21 protein-coding genes are annotated in these 21457 nt (G+C 69.7%); 10 read left to right on the top strand and 11 right to left on the bottom strand.

All coding sequences use genetic code 11. The annotated features are described in order from the left end of the window. Positions 1 to 33 precede the first annotated feature (33 nt). Entirely contained in the window at positions 34 to 1536 is a 1503-nt protein-coding gene (locus RWE79_RS35485; protein ID WP_475944283.1) for a carboxylesterase/lipase family protein, read from the top strand. 404 nt (positions 1537 to 1940) lie between these two features. Beyond that, positions 1941 to 3170, top strand: coding sequence for an IS110 family RNA-guided transposase (locus tag RWE79_RS35480; RefSeq protein WP_475944281.1), 1230 nt, complete (start codon positions 1941 to 1943; stop codon positions 3168 to 3170). 227 nt (positions 3171 to 3397) lie between these two features. Here RWE79_RS35480 and RWE79_RS35475 read toward each other — a convergent pair whose 3' ends face one another. Next, positions 3398 to 4060: a response regulator gene (locus RWE79_RS35475; RefSeq protein ID WP_475944279.1), complete on the bottom strand. Its 663-nt coding sequence runs from the start codon at positions 4058 to 4060 to the stop codon at positions 3398 to 3400. Continuing rightward, positions 4057 to 5235: an ATP-binding protein gene (locus RWE79_RS35470; protein ID WP_475944277.1), complete on the bottom strand. Its 1179-nt coding sequence runs from the start codon at positions 5233 to 5235 to the stop codon at positions 4057 to 4059. The genes RWE79_RS35475 and RWE79_RS35470 overlap by 4 nt, the downstream gene beginning before the upstream one ends. 207 nt (positions 5236 to 5442) lie before the next feature. Here RWE79_RS35470 and RWE79_RS35465 point away from each other — a divergent pair, with 207 nt between their 5' ends. From RWE79_RS35465 to RWE79_RS35455, 3 genes are all read left to right on the top strand, one after another. Next, on the top strand, positions 5443 to 6363 hold the full coding sequence (locus RWE79_RS35465; RefSeq protein ID WP_475944274.1) for an ABC transporter ATP-binding protein: 921 nt from the start codon (positions 5443 to 5445) through the stop codon (positions 6361 to 6363). Beyond that, on the top strand, positions 6360 to 7214 hold the full coding sequence (locus tag RWE79_RS35460; RefSeq protein ID WP_475944272.1) for an ABC transporter permease: 855 nt from the start codon (positions 6360 to 6362) through the stop codon (positions 7212 to 7214). Before RWE79_RS35465 ends, RWE79_RS35460 begins: the two co-directional genes overlap by 4 nt. Before the next feature lie 245 nt (positions 7215 to 7459). After that, positions 7460 to 8143, top strand: coding sequence for a GtrA domain-containing protein (locus tag RWE79_RS35455; protein WP_475944270.1), 684 nt, complete (start codon positions 7460 to 7462; stop codon positions 8141 to 8143). A 96-nt stretch (positions 8144 to 8239) separates the two neighbouring features. On the opposite strand, the gene RWE79_RS35450 is transcribed toward RWE79_RS35455, so the two are convergent. The 5 genes from RWE79_RS35450 to RWE79_RS35430 all read right to left on the bottom strand — a co-directional run bounded on the left by RWE79_RS35450 (position 8240) and on the right by RWE79_RS35430 (position 12396). Then, complete coding sequence (locus tag RWE79_RS35450) at positions 8240 to 9481, bottom strand: cytochrome P450 (protein ID WP_475944268.1); 1242 nt, start codon at positions 9479 to 9481, stop codon at positions 8240 to 8242. 32 nt (positions 9482 to 9513) lie between these two features. Then, complete coding sequence (locus tag RWE79_RS35445) at positions 9514 to 9708, bottom strand: ferredoxin (protein WP_475944266.1); 195 nt, start codon at positions 9706 to 9708, stop codon at positions 9514 to 9516. Positions 9709 to 9726: 18 nt separating this feature from the next. Beyond that, the gene (locus RWE79_RS35440) at positions 9727 to 10914 is read right to left on the bottom strand and encodes an NAD(P)/FAD-dependent oxidoreductase (protein WP_475944264.1); all 1188 of its coding nucleotides are present in this window, start codon (positions 10912 to 10914) and stop codon (positions 9727 to 9729) included. A 187-nt stretch (positions 10915 to 11101) separates the two neighbouring features. Continuing rightward, complete coding sequence (locus RWE79_RS35435) at positions 11102 to 11842, bottom strand: SDR family NAD(P)-dependent oxidoreductase (RefSeq protein ID WP_475944262.1); 741 nt, start codon at positions 11840 to 11842, stop codon at positions 11102 to 11104. A 101-nt stretch (positions 11843 to 11943) separates the two neighbouring features. Continuing rightward, on the bottom strand, positions 11944 to 12396 hold the full coding sequence (locus tag RWE79_RS35430; protein WP_475944260.1) for a carboxymuconolactone decarboxylase family protein: 453 nt from the start codon (positions 12394 to 12396) through the stop codon (positions 11944 to 11946). Positions 12397 to 12637: 241 nt separating this feature from the next. On the opposite strand from RWE79_RS35430, the gene RWE79_RS35425 reads away from it, so the two are divergent. Continuing rightward, positions 12638 to 14311 carry a flavin-containing monooxygenase gene (locus RWE79_RS35425; RefSeq protein ID WP_475944258.1) on the top strand — a complete coding sequence of 558 codons (1674 nt, stop codon included), beginning with the start codon at positions 12638 to 12640 and terminating at the stop codon, positions 14309 to 14311. A gap of 88 nt (positions 14312 to 14399) precedes the next feature. On the opposite strand, the gene RWE79_RS35420 is transcribed toward RWE79_RS35425, so the two are convergent. Beyond that, complete coding sequence (locus RWE79_RS35420) at positions 14400 to 14798, bottom strand: nuclear transport factor 2 family protein (RefSeq protein ID WP_475944256.1); 399 nt, start codon at positions 14796 to 14798, stop codon at positions 14400 to 14402. Positions 14799 to 14879: 81 nt separating this feature from the next. After that, the gene (locus RWE79_RS35415; protein WP_475944254.1) at positions 14880 to 15278 is read right to left on the bottom strand and encodes a YybH family protein; all 399 of its coding nucleotides are present in this window, start codon (positions 15276 to 15278) and stop codon (positions 14880 to 14882) included. A 206-nt stretch (positions 15279 to 15484) separates the two neighbouring features. Here RWE79_RS35415 and RWE79_RS35410 point away from each other — a divergent pair, with 206 nt between their 5' ends. Together RWE79_RS35410 and RWE79_RS35405 are read left to right on the top strand one after the other, a co-directional pair. Further along, on the top strand, positions 15485 to 16534 hold the full coding sequence (locus RWE79_RS35410; RefSeq protein ID WP_475944252.1) for a cyclase family protein: 1050 nt from the start codon (positions 15485 to 15487) through the stop codon (positions 16532 to 16534). Between the two features lie 207 nt (positions 16535 to 16741). Then, positions 16742 to 17464, top strand: a complete 723-nt coding sequence (locus tag RWE79_RS35405; protein ID WP_475944250.1) for a TetR/AcrR family transcriptional regulator — start codon at positions 16742 to 16744, stop codon at positions 17462 to 17464. 135 nt (positions 17465 to 17599) lie between these two features. Here RWE79_RS35405 and RWE79_RS35400 read toward each other — a convergent pair whose 3' ends face one another. Both RWE79_RS35400 and RWE79_RS35395 read right to left on the bottom strand, forming a co-directional pair. Continuing rightward, on the bottom strand, positions 17600 to 18544 hold the full coding sequence (locus RWE79_RS35400; RefSeq protein ID WP_475944248.1) for an SDR family NAD(P)-dependent oxidoreductase: 945 nt from the start codon (positions 18542 to 18544) through the stop codon (positions 17600 to 17602). An 84-nt stretch (positions 18545 to 18628) separates the two neighbouring features. Further along, complete coding sequence (locus tag RWE79_RS35395; RefSeq protein ID WP_475944246.1) at positions 18629 to 19429, bottom strand: enoyl-CoA hydratase/isomerase family protein; 801 nt, start codon at positions 19427 to 19429, stop codon at positions 18629 to 18631. Positions 19430 to 19513: 84 nt separating this feature from the next. Here RWE79_RS35395 and RWE79_RS35390 point away from each other — a divergent pair, with 84 nt between their 5' ends. Further along, positions 19514 to 20662, top strand: a complete 1149-nt coding sequence (locus RWE79_RS35390; protein ID WP_475944244.1) for an acyl-CoA dehydrogenase family protein — start codon at positions 19514 to 19516, stop codon at positions 20660 to 20662. Positions 20663 to 20685: 23 nt separating this feature from the next. Continuing rightward, complete coding sequence (locus tag RWE79_RS35385; protein WP_475944242.1) at positions 20686 to 21438, top strand: SDR family NAD(P)-dependent oxidoreductase; 753 nt, start codon at positions 20686 to 20688, stop codon at positions 21436 to 21438. The last annotated feature ends 19 nt before the right edge of the window (positions 21439 to 21457 follow it).

The raw sequence follows: 21457 nt of genomic DNA, 5'->3' as shown, positions 1-21457 counted from the left end.
TCAGTTGATTCGGCAGGGAGTTCCGCCGAGCCTGTGGTGCGTACCACCGCCGGTACGGTGCGCGGGCGCCGGGAGGGCGGCCTGACCGTCTTCCGCGGCATCCCGTTCGCCGAGCCGCCCGTGGGGGATGCCCGGTTCCAGGCTCCGCGGCCCGCCCTCGCCTGGGACGGGACACGGGACGCGTTCACCTTCGGGCCGCCGCCCCCGCAGGAGGCCGGGTTCCAGGGCCGCACCGGCGTGCTGGACGCGCCCATGGGCGACGACTGGCTGACGGTCAACGTCTGGACGCCCGACCCGGACCCGGCCGCCCGCCGCCCGGTGATGGTCTGGATCCACGGGGGCGCCTACAAGCTCGGCCATTCCGGCAGCCCCGGCTACGACGCCCGGCGCATCGCCCACGACGGCGACGTGGTGGTGGTCACCCTCAACTACCGGGTCGGCATCGAGGGCTTCGCCCACATCGACGGGGCGCCCGCCAACCGCGGCCTGCTCGACCAGGTCGCGGCCCTGGAATGGGTGCGGGAGAACATCACGGGCTTCGGCGGCGACCCCCGTCAGGTCACCGTCTTCGGGGAGTCGGCCGGAGCCGGTTCGGTCGCCTCGCTACTGGCCATGCCGAGCGCGGCCGGGCTGTTCCGGCGTGCCGTCGCGCAGAGCGTGCCGGGCACGTACTTCTCGGACGAGCTGGCCCGGGACATCGGCGCCGCCCTGGCCGCCGAGGCGGGCCGGCGGCCGACGGTCGCCGACCTGTCCACCGTGGACCCACGTCAACTGCCCGCAGCGGGAGAGGCGTTGGCACCCAAGATGCACCAGTACGCGGAAAGGTGGGGGCAGGTCGCCCCGACACTGACCCCCTTCTCCCCCGTCGTCGACGGCGAGGTGCTGCCGACCACACCCTGGCAGGCGCTCGCGGCCGGCTCGGCACGGGACGTGGAGCTGATCGCGGGGCACAACCGGGACGAGTTCCGGCTGTTCGTCGCCCTCGGCGGCCAACTCGGGAAGATCGGCGACGAGGAGGCGGCCGCGGCCCTGCGCACGTTCGGACCGGGGCCGGACGGCGAACGGGCCTACCGCGCCGCCTTCCCGGACGCCTCACCCGGCGAGCTGTACGAACGGGTCCAGACCGACTGGCTGTTCAACATGCCCTCACTCCACCTGGCCGAGGCCCAGATCGCCGGGGGCGGCCGCGCGCACGTGTACGAGCTGACCTGGCCGGCCCCGGGCAACGGCGGCGCCCTGGGCGCCTGCCACGGCCTGGACGTACCGCTGCTGTTCGGCACGTTCGACGCCGACCTCGGCTCGCTGCTGTTCGCCGGCTCCGAACCGTCACCGGAGGCCCAGGCGCTGTCGTCGCGCTTCCGCGCGGCCTGGACCGCCTTCGCCGCGACGGGCGACCCGGGCTGGCCCCCGTACGACACTCAGCGGCGCCTGGTCCAGGTCCTCGACGCGGACCCGCGGGTCACCGCCTACCCGGAGGAGACGTCCCGCCGCCTCTGGCACGGCCACACCTTCGCCGCGCTGCCGCTGATCACGTAACAGGGCGCCGCCGCGACAGCACGCGGTCCGCCTGAGGCCCCCAGGGTGCGGTCGGCCACGCCCTGGGGGCCGCGAACTCCCCTCCCCGGCCCTGTCTCGTATAGCTAATCCGTTGTTAGCGGCACCACGGGGCAGGCGTTGAGCCCTGGGGCCGTTCGAGCAACGATGCTGATCGCATAGCTCAGCTCGTTGCCCGAGGAGATGTCGAAGGGACGCCTTTCGTATAGCTGGCGCGCAAAGCCTGGCCGTAGACCGACAGACCGGGGCCCGCGTGGTGCGCTGGTGCCACGAACGACTTGTGAGGTGTCGGCCCTGCCCTCACCGGCTGAGGCCTGGGATTAGCACGACGCGTGGCCCGCATGTGCTCGTGACCAGCACATATACCCCGAATATGGGGAGGGAAGATGTCCATCTGCTGCGGTATCGACTGGGCAGAGCGACACCACGACGTCGCCTTCGTCGACGACACCGGCGAGTTACTCGCCAAGCGACACATCCCCGATGACTCGGCCGGCTACCGGCTTCTGCTGGACCTGCTTGCCGAGTACGGCGACAGCGAAGAGAACCCGATACCGGTGGCGATCGAGACGTCCCGCGGCCTCCTGGTCGCGGTACTGCGGGCCGGGAAGCGAGAAGTGTTCGCGATCAACCCGATGTCCGCCGCCCGCTACCGCGACCGCCACAGCGTTTCCCGCAAGAAGTCGGACTCCGGTGACGCACTTGTCCTGGCCGACATCCTGCGCACAGACATGCACGCCCACCGGCCGCTGCCCAAGGACTCCGATCTGGCCCGCGCCATCTCCGTCCTCGCCCGTGCTCAGCAGGACGCGACGTGGAATCGGCAGCAGATCTCCAACCAGCTGCGCTCGCTGCTGCGGGAATTCTTTCCGGCTGCACTGACCGCCTTCGAACCGTGGAAGAACGGTCTGTGCCGCCCGGAGGCCCGAGAGCTCCTGAAGGCCGCTCCAACTGCGGCTCTCGCGGCCCGGTTGACCCGCACGCAGCTCCGGGCCGCCCTCAAGCGGGCCGGCCGCCAGCGCGGCATCGAGGCTGAGGCTGAGCGGCTCCGACAGGTCTTCCGGGGCAGCTGGGCCCACCAGCCGCCGCTGGTCGAGGACGCACTCGGCAAACAGATGCTCGCTCTCCTGGTTCAGCTGGATGCGGCCTGCACTGCTGCTGACGACCTTGAGGCGGCGGTGCAGGAAACGTTCCCTCAGCACCCGGACGCTGAGATCATCCTTAGCTTCCCCAGCCTCGGTGTTCAGCTCGGCGCCCGGGTGCTCGCCGAGATCGGGGACGACCGCAGCCGCTTCGCCGACGCCCGGGGCATGAAGGCCTACGCAGGCTCCCCGCCCATCACCAGAGCCTCTGGCAAGAAGACCAGCATCACCCGGCGTTGGGTGAAAAACGACCGGCTCAACCACGCCGGCTACCTCTGGGCCTTCGCCACCCTCCGGCATTCGCCCGGGGCCAACGCGCACTACCGACGACGTCGCGACGCCGGCGACTGGCACGCCGCCGCGGAGCGCAACCTCTTCAACCGCATGATCGGACAGCTCTACCACTGCCTTCAGAACCACAAGCTGTTCGATGAGGAAGCAGCGTTCCCCACACTTCTTGCCGCTGCCGCTTGACGAGTTAACAACGTGAGGTGTCTACCGCCAGGTGGCGTGTAGCGCTCTGCTCCGGTTCCGCCTCGCCACGCTGTGGCGATCCAACTGGTTGGGCGAGGGAGCACGGGTGCGGCAGGACTGGGAGCCAGAAGATCTGATCGAGGTCTGGACGCTGCTCGAAGACCACATGAAGAGGGGGAGGCAGCAAGCACCGCGACTCCGGTCCTGGCCGAAGCCGGGGTGCTTGCTCAGCCGGGCAGCGTGACGAGCCCCATCTCATAGGCGGTGATCACGAGCTGGACCCGGTCCCGGGCGCCCAGTTTGGTGAGCAGGCGTGACACATGCGACTTGGCGGTGGCCACCGTGATGAAGAGGTCCTCCGCGATCTCGGTGTTCGTCCGGCCGCGCCCGATGAGGGTCAGGACTTCCCGCTCCCGCTCGGTGATGCCCGCGACAGGCCGCGGGGAGCGCCGCGGGGGGCGACCGGCGAAGCCGGCGATCAGTCGGCGCGTGACCCCCGGCGCGATCAGTGCATCGCCGACGGCGACCACGCGGATAGCCGCGAGGATGTCGTTCAGCGCCATGTCCTTGACCACGAAGCCGCTCGCTCCGGCCCGCAGCGCGCCGTAGACGTAGTCGTCCTCGTCGAACGTGGTCAGGACGAGGACGCGCGTCGCGGTCGGTCCGGCGGTGATCAGGCGAGTGGCCTCGATCCCGTCCATGCCGGGCATCCGGATGTCCATCACCACGACGTCAGGGCCGGTGTCCCTGACCAGTTGGACCGCCTCGGCACCGGTTGCGGCTTCGCCGACAACCTCCAGGTCGGGGTGATCGGCCATGATCAGGCGCAGGCCGGACCGCACCAGTGGCTGGTCGTCGGCGAGCACGACGCGTACGGGACTGTCTGTCATCGGGCTTCCACCGCGACTCCGGCGGGTTCGGGCAGAGGCAGCCGGGCCGTCACCCGGAATCCGCCCTCGGGACGCGGCCCGGCGCTGAGGTCGCCGTACAACAGGGCGACCCGCTCCCGCATGCCCACGAGACCGAAGCCGTGGGCCGAATTGTTCTTGGTGGCACCGCGCCCATCGTCGACGACCTCCACGGACAGCTCCTCGTCCCCGTAGTCGATGAGCACCCGACAGCGTCCGGTGCCCGCGTGGCGGACCACGTTGGTCAGCGCCTCCTGGACGATACGGAAGGCGGACAGGTCGATGTCGGCCGGCAGGGGGCGCTCTTCCCCACTGCGGCGCACATCCACATGTACCCCCGCGTCGGCCGTGGCCACCACCAGCCGGTCGATGTCCGCCAGACCCGGCGAGGGCGCGAGGGCTGCCTGGTTCCCCGAGGCCGCCGCGCCCGGGTCTGCCTGACGGAGTGCCACCAATGTGCGCCGAAGACCCGACAGGGTCTCCCTGCTGGTGGCCTCGATGGCCCGCAACGCCTCCCCGGCCTCCGTGGGCCGGGTCCGGATGACCTGGCTCGCCGCCCCGGCCTGGATGGCGATGATGCCGATGCTGTGCGCGACCATGTCGTGCAACTCCCGCGCGATCCGCAGCCGTTCGGCGATCACGGCCTCGGCCACCTCCTGTGAACGCAGCGCCACCGCGTGCTCGCGGCGCTCGCGGCTCAACAGTCCACCCGTGCAGGCCGCGGCCATCGCCAGGAGGGCGATCACGACGTTGACGGTCAGGTTGTCCCCATGCGAGAAGCCGGCGATGACCAGGAGCTGGACGATGAGGGATCCGGCCACGGCGACGATCGAAGCTCGCCGCGCGCAGGTGGCGACGATGAGGCCCAGGACAAGGTCCACCGCCAGATACGACAGGAACTGGCCCTGATACGAGGCCGACAGGCTCGCGCGGGCGGATCCCGGGGGGCCCACCACCACGGCGGTGGACCCGAAGAGCGCTATGGACAGAGCCAGGAGCGGCATGCGTCGCAGCACACCGACGAGCAGACTCGCCGCAAGCAGTGCCCCGAAACCGTGGACCGTGCCCGAAGCCCGCGGTGCACCTCCCAGGAGCACACCCACCGCGAGGAGATACAGGACACCTCCCACCCAGGCCATGATCTTCGTTCTCGTCATCGCTGGTGCGACCTCTCAAGAGGGAGACCGCGCTGTGCGACGCGCACGAGGAACGAGGTGGTCGGTATGGCATCCATCCCGCGACACTATCCAGCCGCCGCCCCTGCGGGATCGGCCCGCGGACGTACGCCCACGGGCGAAGGCGGCCGCACGATTGCCACCCACGACCCCATGACCGGACGAGGCCCTCCCGGCAGGGTTGTCCCTGTGATCGAAGTCAACGAACTCACCAAGCATTACAGCGGCAAGACCGCCGTCGACCAGCTGTCCTTCACCGTGCGACCGGGCCAGGTCACCTGTTTCCTCGGCCCCAACGGAGCCGGTAAGACCACCACCCTGCGGATGATCCTCGGCCTGGACGCGCCCACCACCGGCGCCGCCACAGTCAGCGGCGTCCCCTTCCGCAGCCACCCGCGCGGCCTGCGGCACGTCGGCGCCCTCCTCGACGCCGGCCAGGTCCACGGCGGACGCACCGCCGCGGCCCACCTGTCCGCCCTGGCCCGCAGCAACGGGATCTCTCCGCGCCGGGTCGACGAGGTGCTGCACGAGGTGGGCCTGGCCGAGGCCGCTCCCCGCCGCATCGGCGGCTTCTCGCTCGGCATGAAGCAGCGGCTCGGGATCGCCACCGCACTGCTCGGCGACCCGCCGGTGCTGATGTTCGACGAACCGGTCAACGGCATGGACCCGGAAGGCGTGCTCTGGATGCGCCGCCTCTTCCGGCGCCTCGCGGCCGAGGGCCGTACGGTCTTCCTCTCCAGCCATCTCATGTCGGAGATGGAAAACACCGCCGACCAGCTCGTCGTCATCGGCCGGGGCCGGCTCATCGCCGCCGAGTCGGTAAGGGACTTCGCGGCCCGCAGCACCTGTTTCAGCGTCGTGGTGGGCACCCCGCAGGCCGCCGAGCTGGCAGCAGTGCTGACCACCGCAGGCGCCTCAGTCGAGCCGGAAGGCTCACCGGACACCGAGAAGCTCGCCGTGACCGGGCTGCCGGCGGACCGAATCGGAGCGCTCGCCTTCGAGAACCGGATCCAGCTCAACGAGCTGACCACCCGGACCGCCTCCTTGGAGGAGGCCTTCATGGAACTCACCACCGACAGCGTCGAATACCAGGCAGGACAGCTCCGATGACCACAGCCACCTCCGTCCCCACGGCCACCTCGTCCGCACCCGTCGCCGAGCCGCCCGCCCGCTTCCGCGACCTACTCGCCTCCGAGTGGATCAAGATGCGGTCCCTGCGCTCGACCCCGTGGACGCTCGCGCTCACCGCCCTGTTCGTCATCGGGTCCGCCGCTGTAGCGGCACTGGCGGAAATCAACAACCTCCGGACGATGAGCCCGGCCGCAAGGGCCGATCAGGGATTCCAAGTGTTCGTCGCGTTCCCCGCGGCCGGTTACATGACGCTGATGCTCGTCGCCGGCAGCGTCGGCGCCCTCACCATCGTGAGCGAGTACAGCAGCGGCCTGATTCGCACCACCACCGTGGCCGTCCCCGCCCGTGGTGCGGTGGTGCTGGCCAAGGCGGTCGTCACCGCCGCGCTCTGGACCGCAGTCGGCACGGTCATCTCCACGGGTTGCTTCCTGATCTCCCAAGCCATCCTGAACGGGCAGCAGGCAGGGGTTCCGCTCACCCATCCCGGAGTGCTCCGGGCGCTGATCGCGTCCGCCCTGCTGGCCCCGGTCTGCGCACTGATCGGCCTCGGCTTCGGGACTCTGATCAGGCACAGCGCCACCACTATGGTCACCAGCGCCTTCACCCTGGTGATGCTGCCGCCGATCTTCTCGCAGAGCGCCCGTTGGTCCGCCGCCATAAGCCACGCTATGCCGGTCACGGCATGGAAGCGCCTGGTCCAGAACTGGGCGCCGGATCCCCATTCGCTCGCCTACAGCGCCACTGTCCCCGGCTCGTGGGCCGTGTACGCGCTCTGGCCGCTGATCGCGGTTGTACTTGCTGTGGTCGTCGTGCGGCACCGCGACGTGTGAACGTGCCTCCGAGAGGCGCAGATCGCGCCCCGGGGCACAGGAGCAAGGCCCTCGGAGCTTGTCGCACACGCCACCTGGCGGTAGCCATACGAGAACAGGGCCTCCCCCCGCGCGATCCCCTCCCCCTGCGCGATCTCCGCGGTGCCTGCCGTCACTCCCGCAATACACTTGCCTAAGTCAATCAACATGATTATAGTTGAGTGAGTTAAGCAAATCGGCGCAGTCTCCGTCCGGAAGGAACCCCCATGATTTCGCTGCTCTCGTCAGAGCCCGGGACGGCGTACGCGACGCAGCGCATGGAGCGGCCGGAGTCCGCCGTGAACGACTCGCCCCCGGCCCCGGCCCCGGCCGCTCCAGGTCCGTTCGCATCCTTCGCCCGGTTCGTACTGTGCGGCGGCGGTGTCGGGGTCGCCTCCAGCGCCACCGTGGCGCTTCTCGCCGCACTGATGCCCTGGGCGGTGGCCAACGCGCTGATCACCGTCGCCTCCACGCTCCTGTGCACGGAACTCCACGCGCGCTTCACCTTCGGGGCCGGACGGCGCGCCGGATGGCGCCGGCACTGGCAGTCGGCCGGGTCGGCCACGGCCGCCTACGCGGTGACCTGCGTCGCGATGTCCGTGCTGCGCATGGTGCAGCCCTCGGCCGGGACGCTGTACGAGCAGACCGTCTACCTCGGCGCGGCCGGGCTCGCCGGAATCGGGCGGTTCCTGGTGCTGCGTCTGTTCGTCTTCGCCGGCGGCCCGACCAGGACCCCGACCAGGACCCCGACCCGGGCCATGTCCCGGACCGCGGTGCGGGCGGCGGGCCCGGCGCGGCCGAGGCGAGCGGTGCCCCCGAAGGGGCCGAGCAGCCCGCGCGGTACGTCCAGGCCCGGCGAGAAGAAGCAGTACGGGCGCGCCCACCGGCCGGCGCCGCCGGTATCGGCATGACGCCCACGGCGACGAGGGAGGCGGCAGCGTGCTCCGCGCACGCTGCCGCCTCCCCGGTCGGCGGGTCGGCCGTTCAGGCCCGGGACCCGGTCCGCGCTACCAGGTGACCGGCAGCTCGCGAACGCCGTAGGCGAGATCGTCGTCGTTCCGGAACTTGAGTTCGTCGCGGTCGACCGCGAGGCGCAGGGTCGGGATACGCCGGTAGAGCGTGCCGTACACCACCTGGAGCTCGATGCGGGCGAGCTGCTGGCCGAGGCACTGGTGGATGCCCCAGGCGAACGCGTGGTGATGGCGCGCCTCGCGAGTGATGTCGAACTTCGCCGGCTCGGGGAATGCCTCCGGGTCCCAGTTGCCCGCCGGCAGCGGGACGATGATGCCCTCCCCGGCCCCGATGGTCACGCCCTCGATCTCGATGTCCTCGCTGGCGATCCGCCGCTGCCCGAGCTGCGGGATGGTCAGATAGCGCAGGATCTCCTCGACCGCGTTCGCCACGACCTTGGGGTCGTCCGTCTCGCGCAGCAGCGCCAGCTGCTCCGGGTTGTCGAAGAGCAGGGCGGTGCCCAGGGCGATCATGCTCGCGCTGGTCTCGTGACCGGCGATCAGCAGGATCATGCACAGCAGGGTGGCGTCGGGAAGAGTGATCTCGCCCGCCTTGATCCGCGCGGCGAAGTCCGAGATCACGTCCTCGGTCGGCTCCTCCATCTTGGCCTGGAGCAGCCCGGCCAGGTAGCCGCCCAGCGCCTCCATCGCCGCCCTGTCCTGCTCGGCGGTCTTGTCACTCCGGGTCGCGAAGGAGGCGTGCTCCTGGAAGAAGTCGTGGTCCTCGTAGGGCACACCGAGCAGTGCGCAGATCATCAGCGAGGGCAGCGGCAGCGACAGCGCGGTCACCAGGTCCACCGGCTTCGGGCCCGCCAGCATCTTGTCGATGAGCTCGTCGGTGAACCTCTGGATCTCCGGCCGCAGCTTCTCCATCCGGTTGCGCGTGAACGGACTCGTCATCATGCGGCGGATCCGTGAGTGGTCGGCCCCGTCCGCGTTGAAGATGGTCAGCGGGTGGTGCTGGACGTTCTCCGCCATCGCCTGGTTCGGATGCGGGAACCCGGGCTGCTTGTCGTGCGAACTCACCCGGGGGTCGGACAGGATCACGCGCTGCGCGGCGTGGCCCGTGACGAGCCACGGGGTGCTGCCGTCCCAGATCCGGCCCCTTGACACGGGGCCCTTGTCGTGGAGTGCGAGGAGCCCGGCCGGCGGGGCGTACGGGCACTTGCCGTCCCTCTCCCCCGGGTACTCGAAAACCTCCGGGTCGGGGGCGGCCAGTTCGGTCTCTGTCTCGGCCATGGTCTTTCCTCCAGGGGTGTCGGGGGAACGCTTCATTCCTCGATGCGGATCGCCAGCGCGGGACACACCGCCGCCGCGTTACGCACGTCTTCGGCCAGCTCCGCCGGCGGATACTCGTTCAGCAGCACGACGATGCCGTCCTCGTCACGCTGGTCGAACACCTCCATGGCGGCACCCACGCACTGCCCGGCGGCGACGCACTTCTCCTCGTCGATGACAACCTTCATGGGAGCTCTCCAGATCGTTCAGTGAGTGGGCGCGGGGGCCTGACGGGGGTCGGTGATCTCCTGCCGGCGCAGGCGGGTCTGCTTGGGCATGTTCCAGCCGAGGACACCGGTGACCACACCGCCGCTGCGGTACCGCGCGACGAAGCGCCGGGCGGCCACATCACCCTCGACGATGTCCACGTCCGCGTCGGAGGGCAGCAGGCCGTGCACCTGGAGCTTCGCGTCGAACTGGTCGGTCCAGAAGTACGGGACCGGCACGTACGGCTGGTCCTCCCCGAGGATCGCCCCGGCCACGGCCGCGGCCTGCTCCGTGACGTTCGTCCGGTTCTCCAGGCGGATCAGGCGGCCGAACCCCTCGTGATGCCAGCGGGCCACGTCACCGACCGCGTAGATCCCCTGCGCCGCTCGGCACCGCGAATCGCACACCACGCCGTTGTCGATCAGCAGCCCGCTGTCCGCCAGCCAGTCCGTCGCCGGGGACGCTCCGATCGCGACCACCACGACATCGGCCGGCAGCACCTCGCCCGTGCTCAACTCCACGCCGGTGACCCGGCCTTGCTCACCGGCCAGCCCCACGACGCCGTTGCCCAGCCGCAGCCGCACCCCGCGCTCGTCGTGCAGCTGCGCCAGCAGTCCCGACACCAACGGGCCCACCTGCAGCGCCAGCGGTCCCGACAGCGGACCGGCCAGGGTCACGTCCAGGCCCAGCGTCCGCGCGGTGGCCGCGATCTCGGAGCCGAGGACGCCCTCACCGACGACCACCAGCCGCGAGCCGGCCAGCAGGTCCTTCCGCAGGGCCAGCGCGTCGTCGAGGGTGCGCAGCACATGCACACCGGCCAGGCCTGTCTGACCGGGCAGCTTCCGCGCCCGTACGCCGGTGGCGATCACGATCGCGTCCGCCCGCAGGTCACGTCCGAACTCCGTACGCACGGTCCGCGTCGCCGGGTCCAGCCCGATCGCCGGGTCCCCCAGGACGAACTCGGCGTCCAGCGCCGACAGAGCGTCCGGGGTCCGCAGTGTCGCCCTGACCGGCTCCCACGCACCGGAGAGAACCTGCTTGGACAGCGGCGGCCGGTCGTACGGGGCGTGCGGCTCGTCACCGAGCACCGTGATCCCACCCGTGTACCCCTTGCGCCGCAGCGCCTCCACGGTGGTCAGCCCGGACGCGGACGCGCCCACCACCAGGACCCGGGCCGGGGCCGTCATACGGCCGCCTCGGTGGTGTCGTCCTCGACCCTCATGGGTGACTCCCCTTGCAGCTTCATTGCGGCATCCGCCTCACAAACGAAAATAGACCAATCGGTCGGTACAATCAATAACAGGCGGCGAGGTGCCCGCGCGACCGCGACGGTCCGCTCCGGGCGCCCCTCCCGACCACCACCTGCCGGCGCGCTCAGACCAGGTAGCGCCCGCCGTTGACGCTGAGGGTCTGGCCGGTCACATACGCGGCCTCCTCGGACGCGAGGTAGGCGACCGCGTAGGCGACGTCCTCCGGCCGGCCTGCCCGCTTCATCGGCATCGTGGCCGCGGCCGCCTCGACATCGATGGGACCCTCGCGCACCAGGGGGGTGTCGATGAACCCGGGCGGCACGTTGTTGACGGTGATCCCCTTCTCTATGTACTCGATCGCGAGCGCCTTGGTGAGGCCGATGACACCGCCCTTGGACGACGCGTAGTGGGCCATGGCGGGCGCTCCGGTCTGCGCGGACGAGGAGGAGATGTTGATGATCCGGCCCCATCCCGCTTCGAGCATGTCGGGCACCAGCTCCCGCGTGACCAGGAACGGCCCCTTGAGGTTGATCCTGATCAGACGGTCCCAGGACTCCTCGGTGATGGCGGTGAAGGGCTCGTACGCGCTCGTCCCGGCGTTGTTGACCAGGATCGTGACGGGCCCGAGCTCGCCACGGGTGCGGGTGGCCGCGGCGGCCACGTCGGTGGCGTCGGCCGCGTCGCCCGCGACCGCGATCGCCGTGCCGCCCGCCTTGCGGATCGCGTCGACGGTCTCCTCGGCGCCTTCGAGGTTCAGGTCCCAGACCGCGACCGCGACGCCCCGCGCCGCGAGTACGGTCGCGATGCCCCGCCCGATTCCTCGGCCGCCGCCGGTGACGACCGCGACCTTTCCTTCCAGTGACATGTTTCGCTCCTAGTCCGCGTGGTGTCAGTGGGGTACCGGCGAGCCCGGAGACCGAGAGGAACTCCGTCTCCGGGCTCGGTGTGCCGTCCGGGGGCTGCGGCTCAGTCGGCCAGTGCCTCGCGGGCCGCGGTGCGGGCCGCCACCGCCCGGGGGAAGCCGGTGTAGCCGCTGGCGTGGTAGATGACCTCGGCGATCTCGTCCTTGGTCAGTCCGTTGGTCAGCCCGATCCGGACATGGGTCTTCAGCTCGGTCTCGGCCCCGAGCGCGATCAGGATGCCCAGCGTGACCAGGCTGCGGTCCCGGGGGCCTAGCCCCTCGCGGGCCCACAGCGCGCCCCAGACGCTGGTCAGCCCGATCTCGACGAGGTCCTCTCCGAGACGGCCGTCCCGCAGGTCGAGGTCGCCCTCGGGGAACACCCCGGGCAGCGCCGCGCGCATGGCCTCGATGCCCGCGGTGCGCAGGTCGGCCGGGCCCCCGGACCCGGCGGGAGCCGGCCCCGCCGCCGCGCTCGCGGACCCGGCGGCGTTGGGTTCCTCGGTGTCGTTGGTGCTCATGCGTGACTCCCGTCGCGTGCCGTTGTCCGTGCTCGACTGTCCGTGCTCGACGTAAGCAGAAGTTAGACCAATCGGTCGGTACATTCAAGGTTGCGGCGAGATGACCTGCCTGTAACCCGCCCGCAGGTGCTTCCCGGACGGGAAGGCACCGCGCTTCTCACGTCACCACCGTTGATCGGGCCCATCCCCTCATCTACTCTCGGGGGAAAGTTAGATCGACCGGTCGAAACATGGAGAGCAGATGAGCGAATCGACGAAGGCGTCGGACGCGTTGGACGTGCCCGCCACGCACGCACTCGCACCGGGACAGGACGCCGGCCCGGGGGACCAGGTCGACGTGCTGGTCATAGGGGCCGGCGTCACCGGCATCTACCAGCTGCACCAGGCCCGCGAAGCCGGGTTCTCGGTGAGGCTGCTCGAAGCAGGCAGCGGCGTGGGCGGCACCTGGTACTGGAACCGCTACCCCGAGGCGCGCTTCGACTCCGAGAGCTACACCTACGGCTACCTGTTCTCCAAGGAGCTGTGGGAGGAGTGGGAGTGGTCGGAGCAGTTCGCGGGCCAGCCGGAGATCGAGCGCTACTTCAACCACGTGGTCGACCGGTTCGACCTGCGGCGCCACATCCGGTTCAACACCAAGGTGACCTCGGCCGTCTGGGACGAGCAGTCCGGCACATGGAGCGTGGGCACCGCGGACGGCGCCAGGCTCCGGGCACGCTTCCTCGTCGCGGCGACCGGCATCCTCTCGGTGCCGTTCATCCCCGCCATCCCGGGGCGCGAGCACTTCCGCGGTGAGCAGCACCACACCGGTCGCTGGCCGAAGGAGCCCGTCGACTTCTCCGGCAAGCGCGTGGCCCAGATCGGCACCGGATCCAGCGGGGTGCAGATCATCTCCGCGATCGCGGACGACGTGGCACAGCTGACGGTCTATCAGAAGGTGGCCGACTGGCTCACGCCGCTCAACAACGCGCCGATCACACCCGAGGAACAGGCCGAGCTCAAGGCGAACTTCGAGTCGATCCGCGACACGCTGAAGACCTCGCCGAGCGGGTTCCTCCACCAGATCACCATGCGCTCCGGCCTGGACGACACCCCGGAGCAGCGCCAGGAGTTCTACGAGACGAAGTGGAACAGCCCCGGCTTCACCAAGCTGTCCGAGCACTACATGGACATGCTGTCGAACCCCACCGTGAACGCGGAGTGGTGCGAGTTCATGGCCCGGAAGATCCGCGGCATCGTCAAGGACCCGAAGACGGCCGAGAAGCTGATCCCCAAGGATCACGGCTACGGCGGGCGGCGGCCCCCCTTCGGGACCGGCTACTACGAGACGTACAACAAGCCGAACGTCTCCCTCGTCGACATCAACGAGACACCGATCATCCGCATCACCGAGACGGGGATCGAAACCGCCGAAGGGGTGCAGGAGTTCGACATCATCATCTGGGCGACCGGATACGACTTCGGCACCGGCGCACTCAAGCGGCTTGGGGTGCGCGGCCGGCAGGGTGTCGCCCTTGAGGACTACTGGGCGCAGGGTCCGCGCACCTACCTCGGGGTCACGGCCGCCGGTTTCCCGAACTTCTTCTTCCCCGGCGGGCCGCACGGCGCGACGGGCAACAACCCGCGGTACTCCGGCGACCAGGTCGACTTCGTCATGGACGCGCTGGTCCGTACCCGCGACCAGGGATACGACGTCATCGAGACGGATCCCGCCGCCGAGCAGGAGTGGACGGACATGATCAACGGCGCCGGCGCGCAGTCGTCCTTCCTGCAGAGCAGCTACTTCTACGGGGCCAACATCCCCGGCAAGCCGGTCGCACAGCTGCTGAACCCGACGGGCCGGTGGACGCTCCAGGAGAAGATCGCCGGCGTCGCCGAGAACGACTTCACGGCGTTCGTCTTCTCCAAGGCAGAGTGAGCCACCGGCCAGGGCCGCTTCAGCGGTACGGGCCTCGTCGGGGCGGTCGATCGTCCCGACGAGGCCCGTGCGCTCCAGGTCCCGGCTCCTACGGCAGGAAGGTCGTGACCCTGCGCCGGAACCGCCACCCGGCGTCGTCACCGGTCAGTGTGTCGTCGTAGCGTCCGACGAGCTGCACCGCCCAGCCCGCCTCGCCGCGCTGGAGGAACGCCAGGTTACTGACGGCCGTCGCCTCCTTCTCGGTCCACGAGGTGATGACGGTGTTGGCCACGAGGTGCAGCTGCGGCTGTGCCGGCGCGAAGGCGGCGTAACCCTCGCGGATCGCGTCGTGGCCCTCGAAGACGCCGAAGCCGGCTATCTCGGCGACACCGTCGGGCCGGAACAGCTCGACGATGTCATCGGTTCGTCCGGCGTCCAGCGCATGCGAGTAGGCGGCGATGGCGGCGTGCACGCCCGCTGCGACCGACGCCTCGATGGATGTGCTCATCTCTCTCCAGGGGTTGAGTGGACGGCCCGCTCTCCTGCGGAACGCGGCCGGGTGTTCCTGACCGGTCGGGCTGCTCGCGGCCTACGCCTGGTAGGTCGTGACCCGGCGCTGGAACCGCCACGCGCCGTCGAGCCGGCGCAGGGTGTCGACGTAGCGCCCGGCGACCTGCGGCGCCCATCCCGACTCACCGCGCTGGAGGAAGACCACGTCACTCACCGCGGTCGCCTCGTCCTCGGTCGACGAGGTGATGACGGTGTTGGCCACGAGGTGCAGCTGCGGCAGCGTCGGCGCCCATCCCTTGAAGACCTCGCGGAGCGCGTCGTGTCCCTCGACGGGGTCCATGCCGGGGAGTTCGAGAACTCCGTCGGGCGCGTACAGCGCGACGACGTCGTCGGTGTTGCCGGCGTCCTGCGCCTGGGTGTGCGCGCCGATGACGCCGCGCACACCGGCCGCGACCCACGCCTGTGTGGTTTCGCTCATTTGTCTCTCCAAGGTCAGTATGTTTCGACCGGTCAGTCTATTGCCAGACCGAGCACAAGGGGAGGGGGTGTGCGGGATGCTGTGCGATCCTCGCCACTACTGACCTCCGCGCACCCACCCGCCCCAGATTCATTGACCGATCAGTACAATCTCAATAGCATACTGACGGCCGTCAACGAGGACTGTCGCCAGGAGGAGGAGTAACCATGACGAAGCGTTGGAATCAGCGTCCGCCGGGCTCGACGTGGGGCGATTGGGGCGAGGACGACGAACTGGGGCGCATCAACCTGCTCACCCCGCAGAAGGTCCTTGAGGGGGTGCGCGAGGTCGAGCACGGAATCAGCTTCAGCCTGAGCCTGCCCCTCGACTATCCCGGCGGGACGGCCCTGAACCAGCGGCGTTACCCGCCCATCCTCAGGCCGACCGAGGACCTGGCGCACAAGCAGGACGTCTTCTACAACGTCGTGGCGCGCGAGCAGATCGCGCCTCCCCTGATCGACGTGTGGTCCGACGACGTGGTGACCCTCTGGCTCCAGTACTCGACGCAGTGGGACTCCCTCGCCCATCAGGGCGCCGAGTTCGACGCGGACGGCGACGGGGTCGACGAGCCGGTCTTCTACAACGGGTACCGGCCCGGCACCGACATCGTCGGACCGCAGGAGGACGCCAAGGGGGACGGCAGCGGCAGTCTCAGCTTCGCCCGCCACCTCGGCCTGGAGCACATGGCGGCGCACGGGGTCCAGGGACGGGGTGTCCTGGTCGACCTGGCCCATCACCTGGGCACCGGCTGGCAGGCGGTCAACCTCAAGACGCTCAAGGAGATCATGGCGGCGGACAACGTCGTCGTCGAGCCCGGTGACATGCTCCTGCTGCACACCGGCTTCGCCACCCAGGTCCTGGCCTGGGAGAAGAACCCGGACCCGGTGGCCATCCACACCACGGCCTCCTACCTGGACGCGCACGACCCGGCACTCCTGGAGTGGATCGCCGAGTCGCGGATCTCGGCCCTGGTCGCGGACAACTACGCGGTCGAGGGGGTCGGCGTCAAGGAGATGCCCCAGGAACGGCACACGCTGCTCCCGATCCACAACCTCTGCCTGTTCAAGCTCGGCGTCCCGCTCGGCGAGCTGTGGTACCTCAACGACCTCGCGGCCTGGCTGCGCGAACACAACCGCAGCCGGTTCCTGCTCACGGCTCCCCCGCTGAACCTTCCCGGAACCCAGGGGAGCCCGCTCACGCCGGTCGCGACCGTCTGACAGGGACGGACGGCGCACGGGGGGGGGCCACCTCGTTCGGTGCAGGTCGGGCCGCGTGTCCGATCTGCGCCGAAGCGGCTTTTCCCCACGTTCTCCCACGGGAGGACACCCACAGTTCGTGTATCGTGACGCGAATATCACAGACTTCCCGCGACGCCTGACGTGGCATCTCGCGTGACGGCAGACCAGGTTTCAAGGATCGGTGAGATGCCCACAACACGGAAGGAGCGCGGCAAGACCAAGCGCTACTACCGCATGCGAGAGCATGTGGTGGATCTCGCTGTCGAGTTGTTCTCCAAGAACGGGTACACCGGCACGGGCGTGGCGGACATCGGTGAGGCCGCCGGACTGGCCCGTGGGGCGCTCTACTACTACATCGGCTCCAAGGAAGCGCTGCTCGCCGAGATCCACGACCGCGTCATGGATCCGCTGCTCACGGAAGCCTCGGCGATCGTCGAACTCGACCTGAGCTTCCAGGCCCGCCTGCGGCTGCTGTCGGAGTCACTGCTCTGGCAGATCGTCAACCGGCAGGATCACGTGTGGGTCTTCCTCCACGAGTACCGCCAGCTGCAGGGCGAGTACCTCGTGCTGTTCCGTGACAAGCGGCATCGCTTCGAGTCCAACATCCGCTACGTGCTCGCCGACGGGCAGCGCCAGGGGCTGCTGCGGGTGCAGGATCTGGAGCTGACGACGCTCGCGTTCCTCAACCTGCACAACTACACGTACCAGTGGATCGCCAGCCGCAGGAACCTGGAGGTCGAGGAACTCTCCCGCTTCTACTGCGAGATCTTCTTCAACGGGATCGTGGACGAGCCCGTCGACCAGGCGGCGGCCGAGTCGGAGCTGGAGAGCGGTCGCTCCGTTCTCCGGGCGCTGCGCAGCGCGGCGAGTGACTCCCAGGCCGCTTCCCGGGCCGATTCCCAGGTCTGAACCGCGTGAACCGCGTGAACCGTCCGCACCGTCCGAACCGTCCGAACCGTGTGAACCGGTAACATACCGAAACCGCTCGCCGCGAACTCCCCACGAGGAGCCGCCGGCGAGCGGTTTTCGGCATACCGGCACCGCTTACGTGGTCGCGGAATCCGCGCTCTGCGCGAACTGGTGCTTCAGGAACGCGCCGGACCAGGACATCAGGTCGGTGGGCACGGAGTAGCCCGTCTCGTCGTTGATCGCGTCCCAGTTCTTGGCGACGTCCTCGATCGTGGCCGGACCGTCCAGGTGCGGATAGCCCTCGGTCGAGGCGATGAAGATCCGCCCGAAGCGACCGGCCCCGGCCGTGTAGATCTCCCCGTTGACCGGGCAGCTCTCATGGGCGAGGTAGGCGACCATGGGTGCCACCGCGTCCGCAGGCATGTACGGCTGGCCGGGGACGGGCTGCGCGTCGTCGGCCAGCGGAGCGCCGCCCGCCATCCGCGTCTGCGCCGCCGGTGCGATCAGGTTGACCTTGATCCCGTGCGGCTCGCCGGCCAGCCTGGCACTGCGGGCCATCCCGATCACGCCGCCCTTCGCCGCCGCGTACGACAGGTTGTTGTCGAAGCCGAACAGGCCGCTCGACGTCGTCAGCACCACCCGGCCGTACCCCTGCTCGACGAAGTAGGGCCAGGCGGCCCGTGTGGTGTTGAACGAACCGATGAGGTGAACGTCGAGGTGGGCTTCGAGATCGTCCAGATCGACCTCCGGCAGGCCGGCCCACCTGATGATCCCGGCGTTGTTGACGAGGATGTCGATCCGGTCGAAGTGGTCGAGCGCGGTGTCGATGATCGCCTGGCCGCCCGCCGGCGTGGAGACGTCGTGGGTGTCGGCCACGGCCTCGCCGCCGGCCGCGACGATCTCCTCGACGACCGACTGCGCGGGCCCGGTGTCGGCACCCTCGCCCTCCATCGATCCGCCGAGGTCGTTGACGACGACCTTCGCCCCCCGCTCCGCCAGGAGACGGGCGTAGGCCCGGCCGAGGCCGCGGCCCGCGCCGGTGACGACCGCGACGCGCCCTTCGAAGCTGTACTCGCTCATGTGTGACTCCTGTCGTACTCCATTGTCGCTCCAGGCCCGGCAAACATTAGATCGACCGGTCCATACACGCAATGGTTCTGCCGGTCACCGACCCCGGAACGTCGCCTTGCGCGGGCCCTTCTCCACGAAACTGCGCAACCCGTGCTGCCCGTCCTCGCTCGCGAAGCAGGTGGTGATCAGCTCGGCCTCCAGGGTCAGCCCCTCCTCGATCGGCAGCTCGCAACCCGCGTCGATGGCCTGCTTGGCGTACCTGAGGGCGAGGGGTCCGCGCGCGTACGCGAGTCCCCGCTCGACAGCGGCGTCGTATACGTCGGCGTCGTCGACAACCCGGTCGACGAGGCCGATCCGAAGGGCCTCCTCGGCGGGCACGAGGCGGCCGGAGAGAATGAGATCCTTCGCCCTGGCCGGTCCGACGACCCGCGTGAGCCGTTGCGTCCCGCCGGAACCGGGCATGATCCCGAGGGTGATCTCGGGCAGGCCGACGACGGCGCCACGGCCGGCGATCCGGAAGTCGGCGGCGAGTGCCAGCTCGCAACCACCGCCCAGCGCATAGCCGTTGATCGCCGCGACGGTGATCTGTGGTGCGGTCGCCAGAGCGTGGAACGCCTGTTGGAGCACCCGGTTCCGCCGGTGGAACTCGTCGGCGGTCAGCCCCAGCATCTCCTTCACGTCGGCACCGGCCGCGAAGTGCTCGGACCCTCCGGTGATCACGACCGCCCGGTACGCCGTGCCGGCGTGCAGCGCCGCCGTCACGGTCGCGAAGAGATCCCACATGGCCTGGTCGAGCGCGTTCACCGGAGGCCGTTCGATCCGCAGGACGGCGAGCCGCCCGTCAGCGGGGTGCGGGTCGAGTCTCACCCTGGCCGAGTCCGAAGTGCTGGTCACGTCTGTGCCTCCCTGGTTGTGCGCGCTACGCTTCCCACGTTTAATGTACCGACCGGTCAACACTCACTGCCAGGCAGGAGAGGCATGGATTTCACACTCACCGAGCCCGAACGCGAGCTGCTCGACCTCGGACGTACCTATGCGGAGCGGGAGATCGCCCCGATCGCGGCACAGGCATGGCACGAGGAGCGCTGCCCCACCGAGGTCCTGCGGGGCCTGGGCGAACTGGGGCTGCTCGGGGCGCTGGTGCCCGAGAAGTGGGGCGGGATCGACACGTCCACGGTCGGCTACGTCGGCCTGCTGGAGGCCCTGGCCGCCATCGACCCGTCGATCGCGGCGGCCTGGCAGGCGCACTCCACCATCGGCAGCCTGCCGCTGCTGCTCTTCGGCTCGGACGACCAGCGCGAACGATGGCTGCGCCCGCTGGCCGAGGGCACCGCTCTGGGCGCGTTCGGGCTGACCGAGCCGGGCGCCGGCTCCGACGTACGGTCGCTGCGGACCAGGGCCACGCGGGTGTCGGACGGCTGGGTGCTGAACGGCCAGAAGGCGTTCATCTCCAACGCGGGCACCGACATGAGTTTCGGCGTGACGGTCCTCGCCCGCACCGGGGAGGACGCCGACGGCAGACCGCGCTTCGGAAGCTTCATCGTCGAGCGCGGGGCCAAGGGCTACACCGAGGGCAAGAAGCTCCGGGGTATCGGATGGCACGGACTCGACACCCGGGAGTTGTTCTTCGACGATGTGTGGGTTTCCGACGACCAGGTCGTGGGCGAGCCGGGAGCCGGTCTTCAGCAGTTCCTCGGTGCGCTGGAGGTAGGACGGATCTCCGTCGCGGCACTGTCGCTCGGCACTGCCGAGGGCGCGCTGCGACTGGCCCTGGAGTACGCCAAGCAGCGCGAGCAGTTCGGGGCGAAGATCTCGAGCTTCCAGGCCATCCAGTTCAAACTCGCCGACATGGCGACCGAGATCGAGGCGGCCAGGTGGCTGACCTACTACGCGGCCTCGCTGCGCGACGCCGGCAAGCCGTTCAGGAAGGCGGCGGCCATGGCGAAGCTCAAGGCCAGCCGGGTCGCGACCTCGGTGACCAGTGAGGCGGTGCAGATCTTCGGCGGTACCGGCTACATGCTCGAAAGCCCGGTCGCGCGCTTCTACTGCGACGCGAAGGTGCTCGAGATCGGCGAGGGAACCAACGAGATCCAGCACCTGGTGATCGCTCGAGAGCTGGGTTGCTGACGCGAATGGAGGGGGAAACGCGAATGCGTACGGAGCACGCCGACGTCTCGGGCCGACGTGTGGTGATCACCGGGGCCGGGCGCGGCCTGGGACGGATCCTCGCGACGGCCTTCGACGCCGCGGGGGCGGAGCTGGCACTGGTGGCACGCTCCGAGGACGCCCTCAAGGAGGTGGCCGACTCGCTCCGGGGCGACCCGCTGGTGTGTGCGGGGGACGTGCGTGACGAGGAGTTCAACGAGTTCGTCGCCGCACGCATGCTGGAACGCTTCGGCGGAGTGGACGCGTGGATCTGCAACGCCGGGGTCTCCCCCGGGGTCGCGGCGGTCACGGAGACCACGGCCGACGCCTGGCGGGAGATCGTCGACGTGAACCTGACCGGGACGTTTCTCGGGGCCCGTGCGGGCGCGGCGGTGATGGGGCCCGGTGGCCGGATCATCGTGACGGGCTCCGTACTGGGCGACCGGCCACGGGGCGGCCTGGCCGCCTACTCCGCCTCGAAGGGCGGCGCCAGCTCCCTCGTGGGGGCCCTGGCGCAGGAGCTCGGACCACGGGGGATCACCGTCAACACGGTGGCGCTCGGATGGTTCGACACCGGGCTGGGAGCCCACTGGCGCCGCGACGCGGAGCGTGACAGCGGCATCGTGGCGCACACGGCGCTGCGCCGTTGGGGCGGCCCCGCCGATCTTCCCGGCGTCTATCTCTTCCTGGCCTCGGAGTCCTCGGCCTATGTGACAGGAACGACGATCACGGTCGACGGCGGATATTCACTGCTGTGACCGTGACCTGCCCGCCGAG

It is taken from the genome of Streptomyces sp. RLA131 (genome assembly GCF_056270125.1).
The sequence above is the reverse complement of the archived record's forward strand: the minus strand, read 5'-3'. Positions and strand labels throughout refer to the sequence as shown.